This window comes from Microbacterium sp. NPDC057407, assembly GCF_042803895.1.
Taxonomy (GTDB): Bacteria; Actinomycetota; Actinomycetes; order Actinomycetales; family Microbacteriaceae; genus Microbacterium.
Genome location: NZ_JBHVCA010000003.1, coordinates 116,686 through 131,987 on the forward strand (window position 1 = coordinate 116,686; position 15,302 = coordinate 131,987).

Genomic DNA, 15,302 nt, shown 5'->3' on the forward strand with positions numbered 1-15,302 from the left:
TGCGCAAGGAAATCCGGAGTTACACGGGCACGCGCACGGACGGACGCAAGGGGTCCGAGACCACCACCGGGTGATCGTCCACTCCGAACCGGGTGCTCGCGTCAGTCATCGAGGTCTCCAGTCGGAGCGTCGGACCGGCGAGCTGTTGCGCGATCTCGGGAAAGCTCGAGTAGTGCGGCGCGAGGAGGTGCGTGCTGCTCGCGAGGAGGTAGAGGTCGACGACCGATGAGATCAGGGCCGCCTTCGTGTTGTAGCCGCCCTTGTCACTGAGCGCGACCGTCCCCGGCACCGCGTCGAAGACCTGCTCCTGCGCTTCTGCGGTGTCGGCGGAAAGGAAGAACCGGATGCCGGGATGCTCGTCGCTGACCTGCTTCATGCGCTCGATGTACCAGCTCACGGGCGAGTGCCGGAGTGTCTCGGTGTTCGACACCGCGTGCGCGCGCACCATCACCCCGACGTAGGGACCACCCTCGAGGTGCTGCGAATAGAACGACTCGACCCGCCCCGCGATCGAGGGCACCGGAGTGAGCGACTGCAGCTCTTCTCCCCAGGCCGTCGCGCCGGGCGGAAGATGCAGCGCGTGCGCGGTTCGCACCTGCCAGACCCGATCATCGCGACCGGCTGCCAGCCAGGTCAGGTCGTGAGATCGATACGGATGCCGCGCCGAGAGCAGACGCGAACGGAGGGTGCTGATGCGCTTCTCGCCGAATTGCCACAACTCGTCGAAGGTGGCGCCGAATGTGTCGCCCGTAGGCCAGACATACGCGAAGTCCCGCTGCGCCCATCGAGCGAGGGAGCGCGAGCCGAGCGTGACGCGCAGCCGGTTGCCGAGGCCGTGACGCTTGCGCGTGACCGCGACCACCGTGCCGGCAGTCAACGCGTCACCGCCGGGACCCGCCGCTGATGCCGCATGTACGCGAGACCCGACAGGGTTCCGCGCGCCGCGGGGACGATCGTGCGCCCGGGGTGAAGCAGCTGACGGCGGCCGCCGCGCATCAGGATCTCCCACGCCGCCGGCACCGCGCGCCGGGTCCACCGGCGCTGCCCGGCACGGTCCAGATGCTGTGCGGCGAAGACGAGCCGATTGCGCACGTTATAGAAGTAGTACACCGCCGACTTGCCCTCGGCGCGGCCTTCCTCGGACTGCGTGCCGCCCGCGCTGTGGACGGCCCGCACCCCGTGGTCCACCCGCAGATGCGCTCCGGCACGTGCCGCCCGGACCGACAGGTCGACGTCTTCCCAGTAGAGGAAGTAGTCGTCGTCGAAGCCGCCGACCCGCTCCCACAGTTCACGGCTCACCGCGAAGCACGCGCCGCTCAGCCACAGGGCCGACTGGGCGTAACGCCGGCCGTCCCGGATGCGTCGCATCGACCCGGTCTCGAGGTCCAGCTCCATCTCGGACGAGAAGTGGCCTCCGTCGGGGCGCACCACGAGGGGGGCGATCACGGCGTCGGGCTCGGCGAGCACGGCGCTCGACAGGCGCTCGACACCATCGCCTTCGAGGTAGGCGTCGGGGTTCAGGAGGACGTAGGCGGAGGCATCCGATTCAGCCGCCCTCTGCGCGGCGGCATTCATGCCGGCGCCGAACCCGAGGTTGTGCTCCGGACACACGAGCTGCCATCCCTCGCGGGAAGCGATCTCGCGAATCGCCGCGCGCTCGTCGTCGGTCGTGTAGTTGTCGACGACCACCACGACGGCGTCGTCGGGCAGCGCGGTGCGGCGGAGATTGTCGAGCACCATCCCTGACGAGCCGTAGCTCACCACCAGGACGGCGGTCCGTCCGGCCGTCACGGCGCGACGGTCTCGCGGTCGAGGCGCACCATCTGCCGGAACCAGGTGACGGCGGCGAGCACGAGAAAGGCCGAGCACGCCACGAGCAGCAGCGAGTACACGCCGAAGAACACCACCGGCCAGCCCCAAAGAACGAACGCAAGCATCAGGATGCCGTAGTCGGTGGGTAGCAGGAGGACTGAGCGCAGTGCACCTCCGCCACCGGTGCTGTGCGCCGACGCCACACCTTGCTTGCCCTTCAGCAGGTCGTTGAGGATCATCGCGAAGAAGGTCGTGTTCGCCACGATCGTGAACGCCACCGGCACGAGCAGCCAGGTCTGCGGGATGTCGTCGGATCGGCTGAGACCCACCAGGACGGCGAGGTGCAGCGACGAGATCTTGATGGCGTCGACGAAGTGGTCGAGCCACTCGCCCGCGAGGGAGCCCCCTCCACGCAGGCGCGCGACCTGTCCGTCGGCCGAGTCGAGGGCGTACCCGATTGCGAGGAGCAGCCAGACGACGACTCCCAGCACGACCGAGGCCGGGACGATCGCGAGGAGAGCGATCCCCGTGAAGGTGAAGAGAGCGCTGATGAGCGTGACCTGGTTCGGCGTGAGTCCGATCCGATAGGCCACTGCCGCGAAGAGCCGGCCGACGGGCCGGTTGACGAACACCGAATAGGCGGGCGCCCCCCGCGCCCGGCCCTTCTGCGCGAGCCGCAGCCGCGCATAGGTCTGTGAGATGGATTCCACCCGGGACCTCCCCGAAAGTGACGGGCGTGATGGTGACAGTATGCCGGTTGCGCGCGGCGGCTCGCGCCACCGCTACATTGGCCTGGGGTGATGCGGATGCGGCAGATCAGGGTCATGCAGTCGTTCGGCGCACCCCGACCCACCACCAATCCGTACATCGTGATGCTCCAAGACGCCCTGCGGCGGACGCCCGGGATCGAGCATGTGCCTTTCTCCTGGCGCACGGCGCTGCTGGGTCGGTACGACGTCTTCCACGTCCACTGGGGCGACACGCTCCTCGCGGGACGCAACGCCGCCACCCGCGCCGGCAAGCGCGCAGCCTTGGCGGTGCTGCTCGGTCGACTGACCTTCACCCGCACCCCTGTCGTGCGGACCGTTCACAACATCACTTCGCCCCAGGGCACCCGCGTCGACGTCGCTCTGCTGAGGGCACTGGAGCGGAGGACGACACTTCGCATCCGCCTCTCGCCGACGACGCCCGACCCGCCGGGTGTCCCGTCCGTCCTGATCCTCCATGGGCACTACCGCGACTGGTTCGCCACGATGCAGAAGAAGGAGGCGGCGCCGAGTCGCCTCGCGTACGTCGGTCTCATCAAGCCGTACAAGGGCGTGGAGCAGCTGCTGGCGGCGTTCGAGGACGCGGCAGCCCAGCGCGAGGAGTTGCGGCTGACCATCGCGGGGCGGGCCGCCGACCCCGACCTGCGCGCGTCGATCCTGGCCGCGGCCGATCGCCTGCCCTCACTCGACACCGATCTGCGCTACGTCTCCGAGGAGGAGTTCGTCGAGATCGTCTCCGGCGCTTCCGCCGTGGTCCTGCCCTATCGGCACATGCACAACTCGGGGTCGGCCCTCGCCGCTCTCTCCCTGGACCGGCCGATCCTGGTCCCCGAGAACGAGACCACTCGGCTGCTCGCCGACGAGGTGGGGTCGGAGTGGGTGCACTTCTTCGCGGAGGACCTCACCGCCGACGCCCTGATCGGCGTCGCCGATGCCACGGCTGCGGGCATGGCCGGACGCCCCGATCTGTCGGGGAGAGAGTGGGACGCCGCGGGCTCGGCGCACGCCGACGCCTACCGCCAGGCGGTCGCCGTCCGTCGACGCTCGCGTCGGCCCGCCAGACCCGAAGGACACTGATGCTCGTCGTCGTCGCCATTCCGACTTTCCAGCGGCCCGCCGCTCTCCGCAGCGCGCTCGACGCCGTGGTGCCGCAGGCGCGAGAGGCGACCGGCGAAGACGTGTCCGTGCGAGTGCTGGTGGTGGACAACGACGCGGCGGCGAGTGGCCGAGCGGTCGCCGAGTCGTTCGCGGTGGCGTACGTCGTCGAGCCCACGCCGGGCATCGCGGCGGTCCGCAATCGCGCGGTCGAGGAATCGTCCGACGCAGACGTGGTGGTCTTCATCGACGACGACGAGGTGCCCGAGGAGTCGTGGCTGCACAATCTCCTGCGGGCCCACGCCGAGACGGGGGCGCACGCCGTCGCCGGACGTGTCGTGACCCGCTTCCCGGACGAGGTCGAACCGTGGGTGCGCTCGAGTGGCGCTTTCATCAGGCCGACGCGCGCGGATCGGCAGGCGATGACGGAGGCTGCCACCAACAACCTCCTGCTGGACCTTCGTCTGATCCGTCCGCTCGGACTTCGCTTCGACGAGCGGTTCGGGCTGACCGGCGGGAGCGACAGTATGTACACGCGACTGCTCGTGGCACGCGGGGGCACGATCAGATGGGCTGAGGACGCTGTCGTCGTCGAGCAGGAGGAAGCGGCGCGCTTCAACCGCGCGTGGGTGCTGATGCGGACGTTCCGTTTCGGCAACACAGCCGCCCGCGTCGACATCGCGCTGGCGGGCTCGCCGTGGCGTCGGCTCGCCGCGAGGGTGCGCATGTGCCTGCGGGGCGGGGCTCGGGTCTGCGCAGGCGGCGCCCGCTGGGCGTGGGGCGTGCTCTCGCGCTCGCTCGTTCATCGCGCCCGGGGTCTTCGCACGGCGTATCGAGGCGCGGGGATGATCGCGGCCGCCGTCGGATACGCACACGATGAGTACGGGCGTCGACGCAAGGCGACCGCCTGACGTGGCCGAACGCACTGATGGCCCCCGCTCGAGAGCGGGGGCCATCAGTCGCAGACGGAGTCTTTACCTCCGCACGTAGGTGTTCATCGGGAGGCCCGTCGCGCCCCACACGTTGGACGTGAGAGCGGGAGCGTTGGCCGAAGGAGCGATCACCGCGCACGACGCGTGCTCACGCTCCGGCCCGAACACGTTAGCCGAGAGAGCCGGTGACACCACGCTCGGGGTGGGCGCGATGTTGACCGTGCAGGCACCACCCTGGAGGTAGTTGTCGACGATCTTGATCGAGCCGAGCTTGGCGCGCGACGTGTCCTGCGAGATCATGATGGCCGCGTTGTGCGCGTCCTCCATGCGGTTGCCCTGGAGCACGATGTTGGTTCCCGCCTGGATCTGCACCGAGTCGTCATGCGTCGGCGTGCCGTCCCGCAGCGGATCGGTCGACGAGTACGTCGTGTCGTGGAGCCACGAGTCCTTGACGGTGACATTGCTGCCCAGCACGCGGATCGGGTCGACGACGCGATGCACGTCGACACGGATCGCCGTGAAGTTGCTGCCGAAGATGCCGTTCCAGGTGGTGTTCTCCACCGCCGCCGCGATCTCGGAGTCGACGATCGTGAACGGCGCACCCGACACGATGTTGTTGACCAGACCCACCGAGCGCGGCGTGGACGTGCCGACGATCTTGGAGTTCTTGATCACGACGCCGGGGGCGTTCACGGTGATGATCCCGCGAACCTCGAGACCGTCGATCACCGTGTTCGGTTCGTTGATCGTGAGGTCACCGTTGTGGACCTTCAGCGTGACTCCCGCGGGGACACCCGTGTTCGAAGCATCCGGATACCCGGTCGACGGAGCCGGAGCCGGAGCGGGTGCAGGCGCCGGGGTGGGGGTCGGCGTCGGGGTCGGCGTCGGCGTCGGGGTCGGCGTCGGGGTCGGGGTCGGCGTCGGCTCCTCGGGGGCGCTCGGCGACGGGGTCGGCGTCGGCTCCACCGGGGTCGTCGGCTCCGGCGTGGGGGTCGGCTCCGGGTCCGTCGTGGGATCCGGCTCCGGGGTCGGCGCGGGGGACGGCTCAGCCGGCGCGGCGGGCGCAGGCGTCGAGAGCGACGCGGAGCGATCCGTGACAGTGGCGGTCATGCCGGGCGTCGACGTCGAGACGTAGAAGCTGTAGTCCGCTTGTCCTGCCGCGGTGAGGGGCTTGTTGGAGTCGGAGTAGGTGACGACGGTCGTCTGACCCGCGACCTTCACGGCCCCCTTGAGCGCCGTCGCAGAGTCGCCGGAGATGCGGAAAGACAGCTTGACGGCCTTCCCGGCTGCCAGCTTGCCCGCCGCGAGCCGGGCGCTGCCGAGCGGAGTGAGCGTCTCGGTGCTGCCGCTTCGCGTGGACTTCTTCAGAGAGACCTGAACCACGCCGGTCGGGTAGACCCGCGACTGCAGGACGTATGCGCCGGCCGTGTTCGACCGAAGTCGGAGTGCCGTGTAGGTTCCACTCCCCGACTTCGGGAGCTTCGGGAGGACGTAGGTCACGGAGGCGACACCTTCGGTGCCGTTGCCTCCGATGGACACGACCTTCGTCGATCCGGGCTTCAGTGTGAGAGTCGTCGAGGCCGTCGCCGCATTCGAGATGCCGAACACACCGCCTGTCGCGAGAGCGACGGCGGTGATGATGGCGATGATGCGGGAGTTTCTCTTCTTCTTCTTCTGGATTTGGCGTAGGGACGATCGAGTAAGCACAGGCCACCTGGGGAGTCGTGCGCGAGGTTTCGGGTTCTGCCTGGGGAGCAGCTATCGCGCGTGGTCGGGTCGTGGAAGCGTAACTGAATCGTGACTGTTTTCCCGAATAGCTGAGAGAAATCTCATTGTCAAGCGTTTACCGCGCGCGCCGCAAGACATTCCTGAAAAATCGATGGGAATTCCTGAGGTAACCCCAAGGAAGTCTTCCTGTATCGCACGCCCCGTGGCATGTGTACGATGCTCGCCAATGGCATCCGGTCACCCTGGGGAGGTGCATCGATGCGAACGCATCCGATGTGGCGTGCACGTGCAGCGGCAACGCTGGGGACGCTGGCACTGAGTACGGCGCTGATTGCGGCGCCCGCGGCGGCCCAGGCGAGCGGTGCTCCACCGGCGACGCCGGTCCTGGTGGCACCGGCGAACGGCGGCACGTCCGCGCCCAGCTCGTCGCTCAGCGTGCGAGCGAACGACCCTGACGACACATCGCTCCAGGTCACGTTCCATGCGGCAGCCCGGGGCACGGTCGAACCGGGCGCGGGTGGCGCACCGTTCACGTTCCTCGTCATCCCCGACACGCAGAACTACGTGCTCACGACCACGAACACACCCCTGCTCCAGGCGCAGCTGCAATGGATCGTCGACAACAGGTCGTCGCTGAACCTCGCGTTCGCGGCAGGGCTCGGCGATATCGTCGACAACCGCCTTTCCGACGCACAATGGGGCCGCGCGACGACGAGCATGGCGATCCTCGACAATGCGGGCATCCCGCATTCCGTGATCCCGGGCAACCACGATTACGACCTCGCCACCGGCGACTTCTCGAAGTACAACCAGTACTTCCCGGTGAGCCGGTACCGGGATGCCTCGTGGAACTCGGCCAACGCCTCCTACGGCGGCTACTACGGGCAGAACCAGTTCGGCCCCGACGCCGCCGACCGCCAGAACATGAACAACTTCGCGCTGTTCCAGGCGGGCGGCATGAAGTTCCTCACCCTGAACCTCGAGCTGAACCCGCCCGATGACGTGCTGGCCTGGGCCCAACGCGTGCTCGATGCGCACACCGACCGGCGCGTGATCGTGAGCACCCACAGCTACGTCACCGTCGCGGGGGCCCTCAGCAACCAGCAGCTGCGAACGGATGTCGCGGGCAACAGCGGCGCGCAGATCTGGCAGAAGCTCGTCCGAAAGAACTGCAACATCTTCCTCGTCGTGAACGGGCACTTCACGGACGGCCTCGACGGCGAGGCGAACCGCACCGACCTCAACGACTGCGGGACGCCCGTGCAGGCTGCGCTGAGCGACTTCCAGGGGCGACCGAACGGCGGCGACGGCTGGCTGCGGTGGTACACCTTCACGCCCGCGGCGGGGACGATCACGGCCACCACCTACTCGCCGACGCTCAACCAGTACGAAACCGACGCCGACAGCGCATTCTCCTGGAACTACGACATGACCGCGCCGGCCGACCTGCCGGTCGTCGGTCAGCAGAACGTGTCCGCCGGTGCCGTCGCGTCGGCCCCCCTGCCCGACGTCCCGGCGGGCACCGTAGTGGACTGGTACGCGACGGTGAGCGACGGCACCAGCACCACCCGGGGGCCGACCTGGTCGACGACCGTGCAGAACCCCACGGCGGCGCCCCTCGTCTCCGACACCTTCACCCGCACCGTCGGCGCGGGCTGGGGAACGGCCGACACGGGCGGCGCGTGGACCGTCAACTCCACGACCAAGCTGACGGCAGCCGGGGGCGTCGGGCGGATCTCGTCGAACGCCGGCTCGACGCTCACCGCGACCCTGCCGGCCGTCGACACTCCGACGGTCGACGCGCAGGCGACCATCGCCCTCGACCGCATTCCCGATCGAGCTCTCACCCTGACGACGGCGGCGCGCCAGGTGGGCTCGAGCGCCTATGCCGCGCGGGTCATCGTGAACCCGAACGGCTCGTTCAGCGTCCACGCGATGCGCGACGGCACGGCACTCGCGGGCGGAACCGTGCTCGGGTCGACCCTCACCGCCGGCGCCAAGCTGCGCGTGCGGGTGCAGGCCGAGGGCACGAACCCGACGACGATCCGGGCACGTGCCTGGCTGGATGCCGCGGCCGAACCGACCTCGTGGACCGCAACCGCCACCGACGCAACGGCAGCCCTGCAGCAGCCAGGCGGTCTGCGAGTGACGAGCTACCTGAGTTCGTCGGCGACGAACGGGCCCGTGATCGTGTCGGTCGACGACGTCTCGGTGAAGCGGATCGGTGAGGAGCCGCCGCCTCCACCGCCGAACGTCCCCCCGACGGCCGACTTCACTTGGCAGGCGGACGGGCTCACCGTGACGGCGAACTCGTCGGGATCGTCCGACACCGACGGCACGATCACCGCACGCGCCTGGTCGTTCGACGGCGCCGCAGCGACCGGAACCACCGCGACGCACACCTTCGCGGCATCTGGAACCTACCCGGTCACCCTCACCGTCACCGACGACGACGGCGCCACCGGGACGATCACGAAGAACGTCAATGTGACCGCACCGCCACCGCCTACGGGCGCCATCGCGAGGGACCAGTTCACCCGAACGGTCGCGAGCGGCTGGGGCACCGCCGACACGGGCGGGGCCTGGACCGTCAACTCGACGGCGAAGCTCACCGTCGGCGGGGGTGGAGGTCGCATCTCGGCGAACGCCGGATCGACGCTTCTCGCCACCCTGGGCGGCGTGAGCTCCTCGGCCCTCGACACGACCGTGGCGGTATCGCTCGACCGGATGCCGAACCAGTACATCAACCTGTCCGTCGTGCCACGCGTGGTGGGCACCTCGTCGTACGGCGCACGGCTGCGGGTGAACCCTAACGGCACGGTCCTGCTGCAGAACGTGCGCGCTGACACGGCGCTCACCGGCAGCTCCAGCGCCGGTGGCCTTCTCGTCACCGCCAACGCGCGCGTCAACGTGCGGGTGCAGGTCGAGGGCGCGTCGCCGACGACCATACGTTCGCGCGTCTGGCTGGACGGCACGCCCGAGCCGTCCACCTGGCAGGTGACGAGCACGGACTCCACCGCCGGATTGCAGACCGCCGGGTCGCTGCGCCTCGGCGCGTACCTGAGCTCGTCGGCCACGAACGGGCCCGTCATCGTCTCGTTCGACGACCTGACCGCTTCTGCGATCCCCTGACCGGCGTCGGCCCGGCAGCACACGGCGAGAACAGTGCTGGCGGGTCGGCGCTTCCACCCGCTATGCTGGCGGAGTCGCGGTGGGGACCGCGGCATAACTGGGGAAACAGGCGATGGGGATCGCCGAGATGAGTTCTGGGGGCTCAATCAATGGCTCAGCGTATCGGCTATGCCGCGGGTGCATTCGACCTCTTCCACGTCGGGCATCTGAACATCCTTCGTCACGCGAAGGAGAACTGCGACGTCCTGATCGCAGGCGTCGTCAGTGACGAGATGCTCCGCGCGGTGAAGGGCATCGAACCGGTCATCCCGACCCTCGAGCGCGCTGAGATCGTCCGGCACGTCCGCTTCGTCGACGACGTCTACATCGAGACGGTGCCCGACAAGCTCGACGTCTGGCGCGACGTGGGGTTCACCCACTTCTTCAAGGGCGACGACTGGCGCGGCACCGAGAAGGGCGACCGTCTCGAGCGGGAGTTCGCCGAGGTCGGCGTCGAGGTCGTCTACTTCCCGTACACCGTCCACACCTCGAGCACCGCGCTGCGGCGAGCGCTCGAGACCATCTCCGGCCCCGATCGCGGCGAGCTCGCCGCGGCGGGCCGGCACTGACCTTCCGCCCCAGGCGGCGGAAGCCGGCAGAGTCCTCTCGCACGAACTGACTCGGCCCCAGACGGCTCCACCCCGACGCGCCCCGCGCCCCTCCCAGAGCGCGGCGGCTGATCCCCCACCGTCGGGGTGGGGCCGTTCTTCACGCGCTGGAGATTCCGGATGCCGCGGGCCGCGGCATCCGCTCGATCACAGCTCGCCGGGCGACATCGCCTGCGCGTCGAGCTCTTCGACGAACCGGCGGGCCCGCGTGGTGTCGGCCCCCGCCTTGCGCGGCGCGTACACGACGAGGGAGTGGAAGACGAAGCGCACCACGAACGCGACGACCAGCGTGAGGCCGGTGGCGAGCACCGCCGAGATGTGCCACGTCTCGACCAGCAAGGCCATGATCGGGATGCGGATGAGCGCCTCGGCGTTGTTGAAGCCGAACGACTTCGCGAAACGCATCCATCCGCCCGATGCCGCGGCCCTCATGTCGTGGAACACGAAGCGCTCCATCAGCAGGAAGTTGCCGATGATGGTGGTCTCGGCGGCGACGATCGCCGCGACGATGTAGTCCACGCCGAGCTGGGTCAGCGCCCACACGATCGCGAGGTTGACGACCGCCCCCAGCGCGCCGATGACGGCGAAGAGCGACATCTTGCCGAACCGCAGGGCGGTGAGCTGCGCCACGAAGTGCAGGCCCTGACGCATCGACGCCTTCGACTCGCCGGCGTGACGGTCGGCGAAGTCGAACGGCACCTCGGCCACGCGCAGGTTCTTGCGCGCGAGGATCTCGAGCAGGATCTTGAAGCCGCGCGGCCGGAGGTGGGCGGCATCGACGGCGCGGCGGTCGACGAGGAAGAATCCGGTCATCGGGTCGCTGACGTCGCGCAGCCGGATCGGGAACATCGCCCGCGTGAGGGCGGTCGCCGCTCTCGACACCATGATGCGTGTGCGGTCGGCCAGACCCGTCGCCGTGCCGCCGCCGGCGTACCGGGAGGCGACGACGACGTCGGCGTCGCCGTCGAGGAAGCGCCGGTACAGCACGGGGATCAGCTCGGGCGGATGCTGCAGGTCGCCGTCGATGACGACGCACACGTCGGACTCGGCCAGCGCGAGACCCTCGACGACCGCCGTGCCGAGGCCCCGCGTGCCTGACGACCGGTGAACGAGACGCACGGGAAGGGACGCGGATGCCGCGACCGCCCGGATCTCATCGGGAGTGTCGTCGGTGCTGTCGTCGACGAAGACGATCTCGGCCTCGATCCCCTCGATGGCCGCCGTGACACGACGCACCAGCTCCGCGACGTTGGGAGCCTCGTTGTACGTGGGAACGATGATCGACAGGTGCACCGCGTCCCATCGTCGCATGCCGCGGCTGAGAGGCGGATGCGGTGTGGATGGCCGTCGCGCCGTGGCGCGGGCGTCCGGCGCCCGTCCAGGCTGGGTCCGGGAGAATAGAGGTATGACTTCCCCTTCGACGATCACGATGTTCGGCGCCGATTGGTGCCGTGACTGCGTCCGCACCAAGCGCCAGCTCGACGACCTGGGCATCTCGTACGAGTACGTCGACCTGGTCGCCGACCCCGCGGCCGCCGACGTCGCCCGCGAGATCTCGGGCCGCACGAACATCCCCGTCGTGGTGTACCCGGATGCCTCGCACCACGTCGAGCCGTCGAACGCCGACGTCGAGGCCAAGCTGCGCGAGCTGTCGCTGATCTGACCCGTCCCGCACCGCTGCGGCCCTGACGAAGCCGGCGACCGCCTCGTTAGGGTTGTCTGCGTGAGCGAAGGCGTCGAGCGCAACACCCGGACCATCGAGGGAACGGTCGTCACCGACTTCGCCGACCGCATGAGCTACGGCGGGTATCTCGACCTCGACACGCTGCTGTCGGCTCAACGCCCGCTCAGCGACCCCGAGCACCACGACGAGCTGCTGTTCATCATCCAGCACCAGACCACCGAGCTGTGGCTGAAGCTGGTGCTCCACGAACTGGCCGCCGCCTGCCGACTGTTGCGCGGCGATGAGCTCGCCCCGGCCCTGAAGTGCATCGCGCGGGTCAAGCACATCCAGAAGACGCTCACCGAGCAGTGGTCGGTGCTCGCCACCCTGACGCCCGCCGAGTACGCGCAGTTCCGGGGTGTGCTGGGAAACGCCTCGGGCTTCCAGTCGGCCCAGTACCGCGCGGTGGAGTTCACCCTCGGCAACAAGAACGCCGCCATGCTGCGCGTGTTCGCGTCCGATCCGCTGTCCCACGAGCTGGTGGAGCGGGCGCTCCGGGCGCCGAGCCTCTACGACGAGTTCCTCGGGATGCTGGCCCGCTCGGGCTACCCCATCCCGGCGGAGGTGCTCGAACGCGACGTCACGCAAGCCTGGACGTTCACCCCCGAGCTCGTCCCGCTGTTCGCCGAGATCTACGCCGACCCGCAGTCGCATTGGGCGGCGTACGAGACGTGCGAGGAGCTGGTCGACCTCGAGGACAACTTCCAGTTCTGGCGCTTCCGTCATCTGAAGACGGTCGAGCGCATCATCGGCTTCAAGACCGGCACCGGCGGGTCGAGCGGCGTCCCCTTCCTGCAGCGCGCCCTCGAGTTGACGTTCTTCCCCGAACTCTTCGCCGTGCGGACGGAGATCCGATGAAGACGCCAGGATCGAGCCGGTTGTCGAGTAGTGCCGCGCAGCGGCACGTATCGAGACATGCGGTACGGACCGAGATCCGATGAGCGACCCACAAGCGGTGCGCGATCTGCTCGGTCCGATGGCGGCCCTGTGCCACCGCGCGATCACCGGCGAGCACGGCGTCTCGCTGCCGCCGCTCGCCGACCACCACGTGCACCTGCACCTCATCGACGAGCACGCGCTGCCCGGCGGCGGAATCGCGGCGGTCCTCGACCTGGGCGGCGACCCGGTGCAGCTCGCCCGGCGCGGGCACGGCCTGCCGCACGTCGCCTACGCCGGCGCGTTCCTCACCGCCCCGGGCGGTTACCCGTCGGGCCGTCCCTGGGCGCCCGACGCGATCTCGCGGTTCGTGACGGGACCCTCGACTCACCCCGGCGAGCCCGGCGGAGCGGCCACCGCGGTCGACGAGCAGGCGTCGTTCGGGGCATCCGTCATCAAGGTCGCCCTCCACGCGGCCGCCGGGCCGGTCTTCGACCCGACCACGCTCGCCGCCGTGGCCGCCAGCGCGCATGCGCGGGGGCTTCCGGTCGTGGCGCACGTCGAGGGCGACGGGATGACGCGGCTCGCGCTCGATGCCCGGGTCGACGTGCTCGCGCACACGCCGTTCAGCGAAGACCTCGACGCCGACCTGATCGCGCGGGCCGCGGCATCCGGTCAGCGGTGGATCTCGACGCTCGACATCCACGCCGGCGACCCCGCGGCCGCCGAGCGAGCCGTCCGCCACCTGTCGGCGTTCGTGTCGAGCGGAGGCTCGGTGCTGTACGGCACCGACCTCGGCAACGGCGACCGTCGCGTCGGCGTCCTTCCCGCCGAGCTGGCCGCGCTGCACCGGGCCGGACTGCGCGGCCCGGCGCTCGTCGAGACGCTCACCGACCCCTGGCCGGGCTCCGCCGTCGAGGGGGTCTCGACCTTCGTCCCCGGCCCGCCGCCCGCGACCCTCGACGACATCCCGGCGTGGCTCGGCGGCGCCGTCGTCGTCCCCACCGAGGAGCTCATCCATGACGACCACTGACCCGGACCTCGCGCTCACGATCGACCTCGAGCGCGAGGCATCCGCCCTCGACGCCGCCGACCCGCTGCGGCGGTACCGCGACGCGTTCGTCGGATCGGAGACGTCGCTCGTCTACTTCGACGGCAACTCGCTCGGGCGCCCGCCGCGCGCCAGCGTCGAGCGCCTGGCCCGCTTCGCGACGGAGGAGTGGGGCGGGCGCCTCATCCGCGGGTGGGACGAATCGTGGATGCAGCTGCCGTTCGAGCTCGGCGACCGCATCGGGCGCTCGGTGATCGGCGCCGCCCCGGGGCAGACCGTGATCGGCGATTCGACCACGGTGCTGCTCTACAAGCTCGTGCGGGCCGCGTTCGACGCGCAGCGGGCCGCCGACCCCGCGCGGGTCGAGATCGTGATCGACCGCGACAACTTCCCCACCGACCGCTACCTCGTCGACGGCATCGCGCGCGAGCGCGGCGGGCGGGTGCGGTGGATCGACGTCGACCTCGCGGCCGGGGTCCGACCCGACGCGCTCCGCGCCGCGGTCGGCCCGCAGACGGCGGTGGTGATCCTCAGCCACGTCGCCTACCGGTCGGGATATCTGGCGGATGCCGCGACCCTCACCGCCATCGCGCACGACGCCGGCGCGCTCGTGGTGTGGGACCTCTGCCACTCGGCCGGCTCCGTGCCGGTCCGCTCCGACGAGTGGGGCTTCGACCTGGCCGTCGGCTGCACCTACAAGTACCTCAACGGCGGTCCCGGGTCGCCGGCGTTCGTCTACGTCGCGGCCCGGCATCAGGAGACGCTCGCGCAGCCGATCCAGGGGTGGATGGGCGCCGCCGACGTGTTCGCGATGGGGCCGGACTATCGGCCCGCCGAGGGCATGCGCCGGTTCCTCTCGGGCACCCCGCCGATCGTCGGCATGCTCGCCATGGAGGACACGCTCGACCTCATCGACGACGCCGGCATGCCGGCGATCCGGCGGAAGTCCGTCGCGCTGACCGAGTTCGCGGTGCGGGTGACGGACGAGGTCCTGGCGCCGCTCGGGGTGACGGTGGCGTCCCCCCGCGATGCGGCGGAGCGGGGCGGGCACGTCACGCTGTCGCACCCGACGATGCGCGCGGTGACGGCCCGCCTGTGGGAGGGCGACATCATCCCCGACTACCGCGACCCGCACGGGCTGCGGATCGGCCTGTCGCCGCTGTCGACCAGCTTCGCCGAGACCCTCACCGGCCTGCGCGCGGTCGCCGAGGCGGTGCGCGCCGAGGCGGGCTGACGTCGCGGCGCCGCGGCGGCTGACGTCGCGCGTGGGCGTGAAAGCGCGGGGACGAACGGGCGGTTCCGCGGCTCGGACGGCCCCCGGACGCGCGGATCTCCCCGCCGTTTCACGCCCGGCGCCTCAGCCGAGGGCCGACTGCCACCCCGGCAGCGTCGGAAACCAAGGAGACACGCCGCCCCGAACCCGCCGGCGACGCGGCGCGGCGGCGTGTCTCCTGCGATCCCGACAGCACCCGGCCACCGGCATCGAGTCGCAACAGCCCTGAGATCGCGTGCCAGGCGCGGGTCGTAGACTGAGACCCC

At 70.0% G+C, this 15,302-nt stretch carries 13 protein-coding genes; 8 read left to right on the plus strand and 5 right to left on the minus strand.

Features of this window, described 5'->3' with window-relative positions; genetic code table 11:
* Positions 1 to 19 precede the first annotated feature (19 nt).
* The 3 genes from ACFUTX_RS09330 to ACFUTX_RS09340 are packed head-to-tail and all read right to left on the minus strand — an operon-like array spanning position 20 to position 2,522.
* The gene (locus ACFUTX_RS09330) at positions 20 to 877 is read right to left on the minus strand and encodes a hypothetical protein (RefSeq protein WP_378863211.1); all 858 of its coding nucleotides are present in this window, start codon (positions 875 to 877) and stop codon (positions 20 to 22) included.
* The gene (locus ACFUTX_RS09335; protein WP_378863214.1) at positions 874 to 1,791 is read right to left on the minus strand and encodes a glycosyltransferase family 2 protein; all 918 of its coding nucleotides are present in this window, start codon (positions 1,789 to 1,791) and stop codon (positions 874 to 876) included. The genes ACFUTX_RS09330 and ACFUTX_RS09335 overlap by 4 nt, the downstream gene beginning before the upstream one ends.
* A complete protein-coding gene (locus ACFUTX_RS09340) occupies positions 1,788 to 2,522 on the minus strand; it encodes a CDP-alcohol phosphatidyltransferase family protein (protein WP_378863217.1) in 735 nt (244 codons plus the stop codon). The genes ACFUTX_RS09335 and ACFUTX_RS09340 overlap by 4 nt, the downstream gene beginning before the upstream one ends.
* Before the next feature lie 96 nt (positions 2,523 to 2,618).
* Here ACFUTX_RS09340 and ACFUTX_RS09345 point away from each other — a divergent pair, with 96 nt between their 5' ends.
* Both ACFUTX_RS09345 and ACFUTX_RS09350 read left to right on the plus strand, forming a co-directional pair.
* Entirely contained in the window at positions 2,619 to 3,656 is a 1,038-nt protein-coding gene (locus tag ACFUTX_RS09345) for a glycosyltransferase (RefSeq protein ID WP_378863220.1), read from the plus strand.
* Positions 3,656 to 4,585: a glycosyltransferase family 2 protein gene (locus ACFUTX_RS09350; RefSeq protein WP_378863223.1), complete on the plus strand. Its 930-nt coding sequence runs from the start codon at positions 3,656 to 3,658 to the stop codon at positions 4,583 to 4,585. Before ACFUTX_RS09345 ends, ACFUTX_RS09350 begins: the two co-directional genes overlap by 1 nt.
* Before the next feature lie 63 nt (positions 4,586 to 4,648).
* Here ACFUTX_RS09350 and ACFUTX_RS09355 read toward each other — a convergent pair whose 3' ends face one another.
* Entirely contained in the window at positions 4,649 to 6,313 is a 1,665-nt protein-coding gene (locus ACFUTX_RS09355) for a hypothetical protein (RefSeq protein WP_378863226.1), read from the minus strand.
* A gap of 279 nt (positions 6,314 to 6,592) precedes the next feature.
* On the opposite strand from ACFUTX_RS09355, the gene ACFUTX_RS09360 reads away from it, so the two are divergent.
* Positions 6,593 to 9,466: a PKD domain-containing protein gene (locus tag ACFUTX_RS09360; protein WP_378863229.1), complete on the plus strand. Its 2,874-nt coding sequence runs from the start codon at positions 6,593 to 6,595 to the stop codon at positions 9,464 to 9,466.
* Between the two features lie 149 nt (positions 9,467 to 9,615).
* Entirely contained in the window at positions 9,616 to 10,074 is a 459-nt protein-coding gene (locus tag ACFUTX_RS09365) for an adenylyltransferase/cytidyltransferase family protein (RefSeq protein ID WP_378863232.1), read from the plus strand.
* A gap of 186 nt (positions 10,075 to 10,260) precedes the next feature.
* Here the strand turns inward: ACFUTX_RS09365 and ACFUTX_RS09370 are convergent, their stop codons facing one another.
* The gene (locus ACFUTX_RS09370) at positions 10,261 to 11,424 is read right to left on the minus strand and encodes a glycosyltransferase (protein ID WP_378863235.1); all 1,164 of its coding nucleotides are present in this window, start codon (positions 11,422 to 11,424) and stop codon (positions 10,261 to 10,263) included.
* A gap of 94 nt (positions 11,425 to 11,518) precedes the next feature.
* Here ACFUTX_RS09370 and ACFUTX_RS09375 point away from each other — a divergent pair, with 94 nt between their 5' ends.
* The 4 genes from ACFUTX_RS09375 (at position 11,519) to ACFUTX_RS09390 (ending at position 14,997) form a co-directional block, all read left to right on the plus strand.
* Positions 11,519 to 11,776 carry a glutaredoxin domain-containing protein gene (locus tag ACFUTX_RS09375; protein WP_378863238.1) on the plus strand — a complete coding sequence of 86 codons (258 nt, stop codon included), beginning with the start codon at positions 11,519 to 11,521 and terminating at the stop codon, positions 11,774 to 11,776.
* 60 nt (positions 11,777 to 11,836) lie between these two features.
* Positions 11,837 to 12,694 carry a tryptophan 2,3-dioxygenase gene (kynA, locus tag ACFUTX_RS09380; protein ID WP_378863241.1) on the plus strand — a complete coding sequence of 286 codons (858 nt, stop codon included), beginning with the start codon at positions 11,837 to 11,839 and terminating at the stop codon, positions 12,692 to 12,694.
* Positions 12,695 to 12,773: 79 nt separating this feature from the next.
* Positions 12,774 to 13,745 carry a hypothetical protein gene (locus ACFUTX_RS09385; RefSeq protein ID WP_378863244.1) on the plus strand — a complete coding sequence of 324 codons (972 nt, stop codon included), beginning with the start codon at positions 12,774 to 12,776 and terminating at the stop codon, positions 13,743 to 13,745.
* On the plus strand, positions 13,732 to 14,997 hold the full coding sequence (locus ACFUTX_RS09390) for a kynureninase (RefSeq protein ID WP_378863247.1): 1,266 nt from the start codon (positions 13,732 to 13,734) through the stop codon (positions 14,995 to 14,997). Before ACFUTX_RS09385 ends, ACFUTX_RS09390 begins: the two co-directional genes overlap by 14 nt.
* Positions 14,998 to 15,302 lie beyond the last annotated feature (305 nt).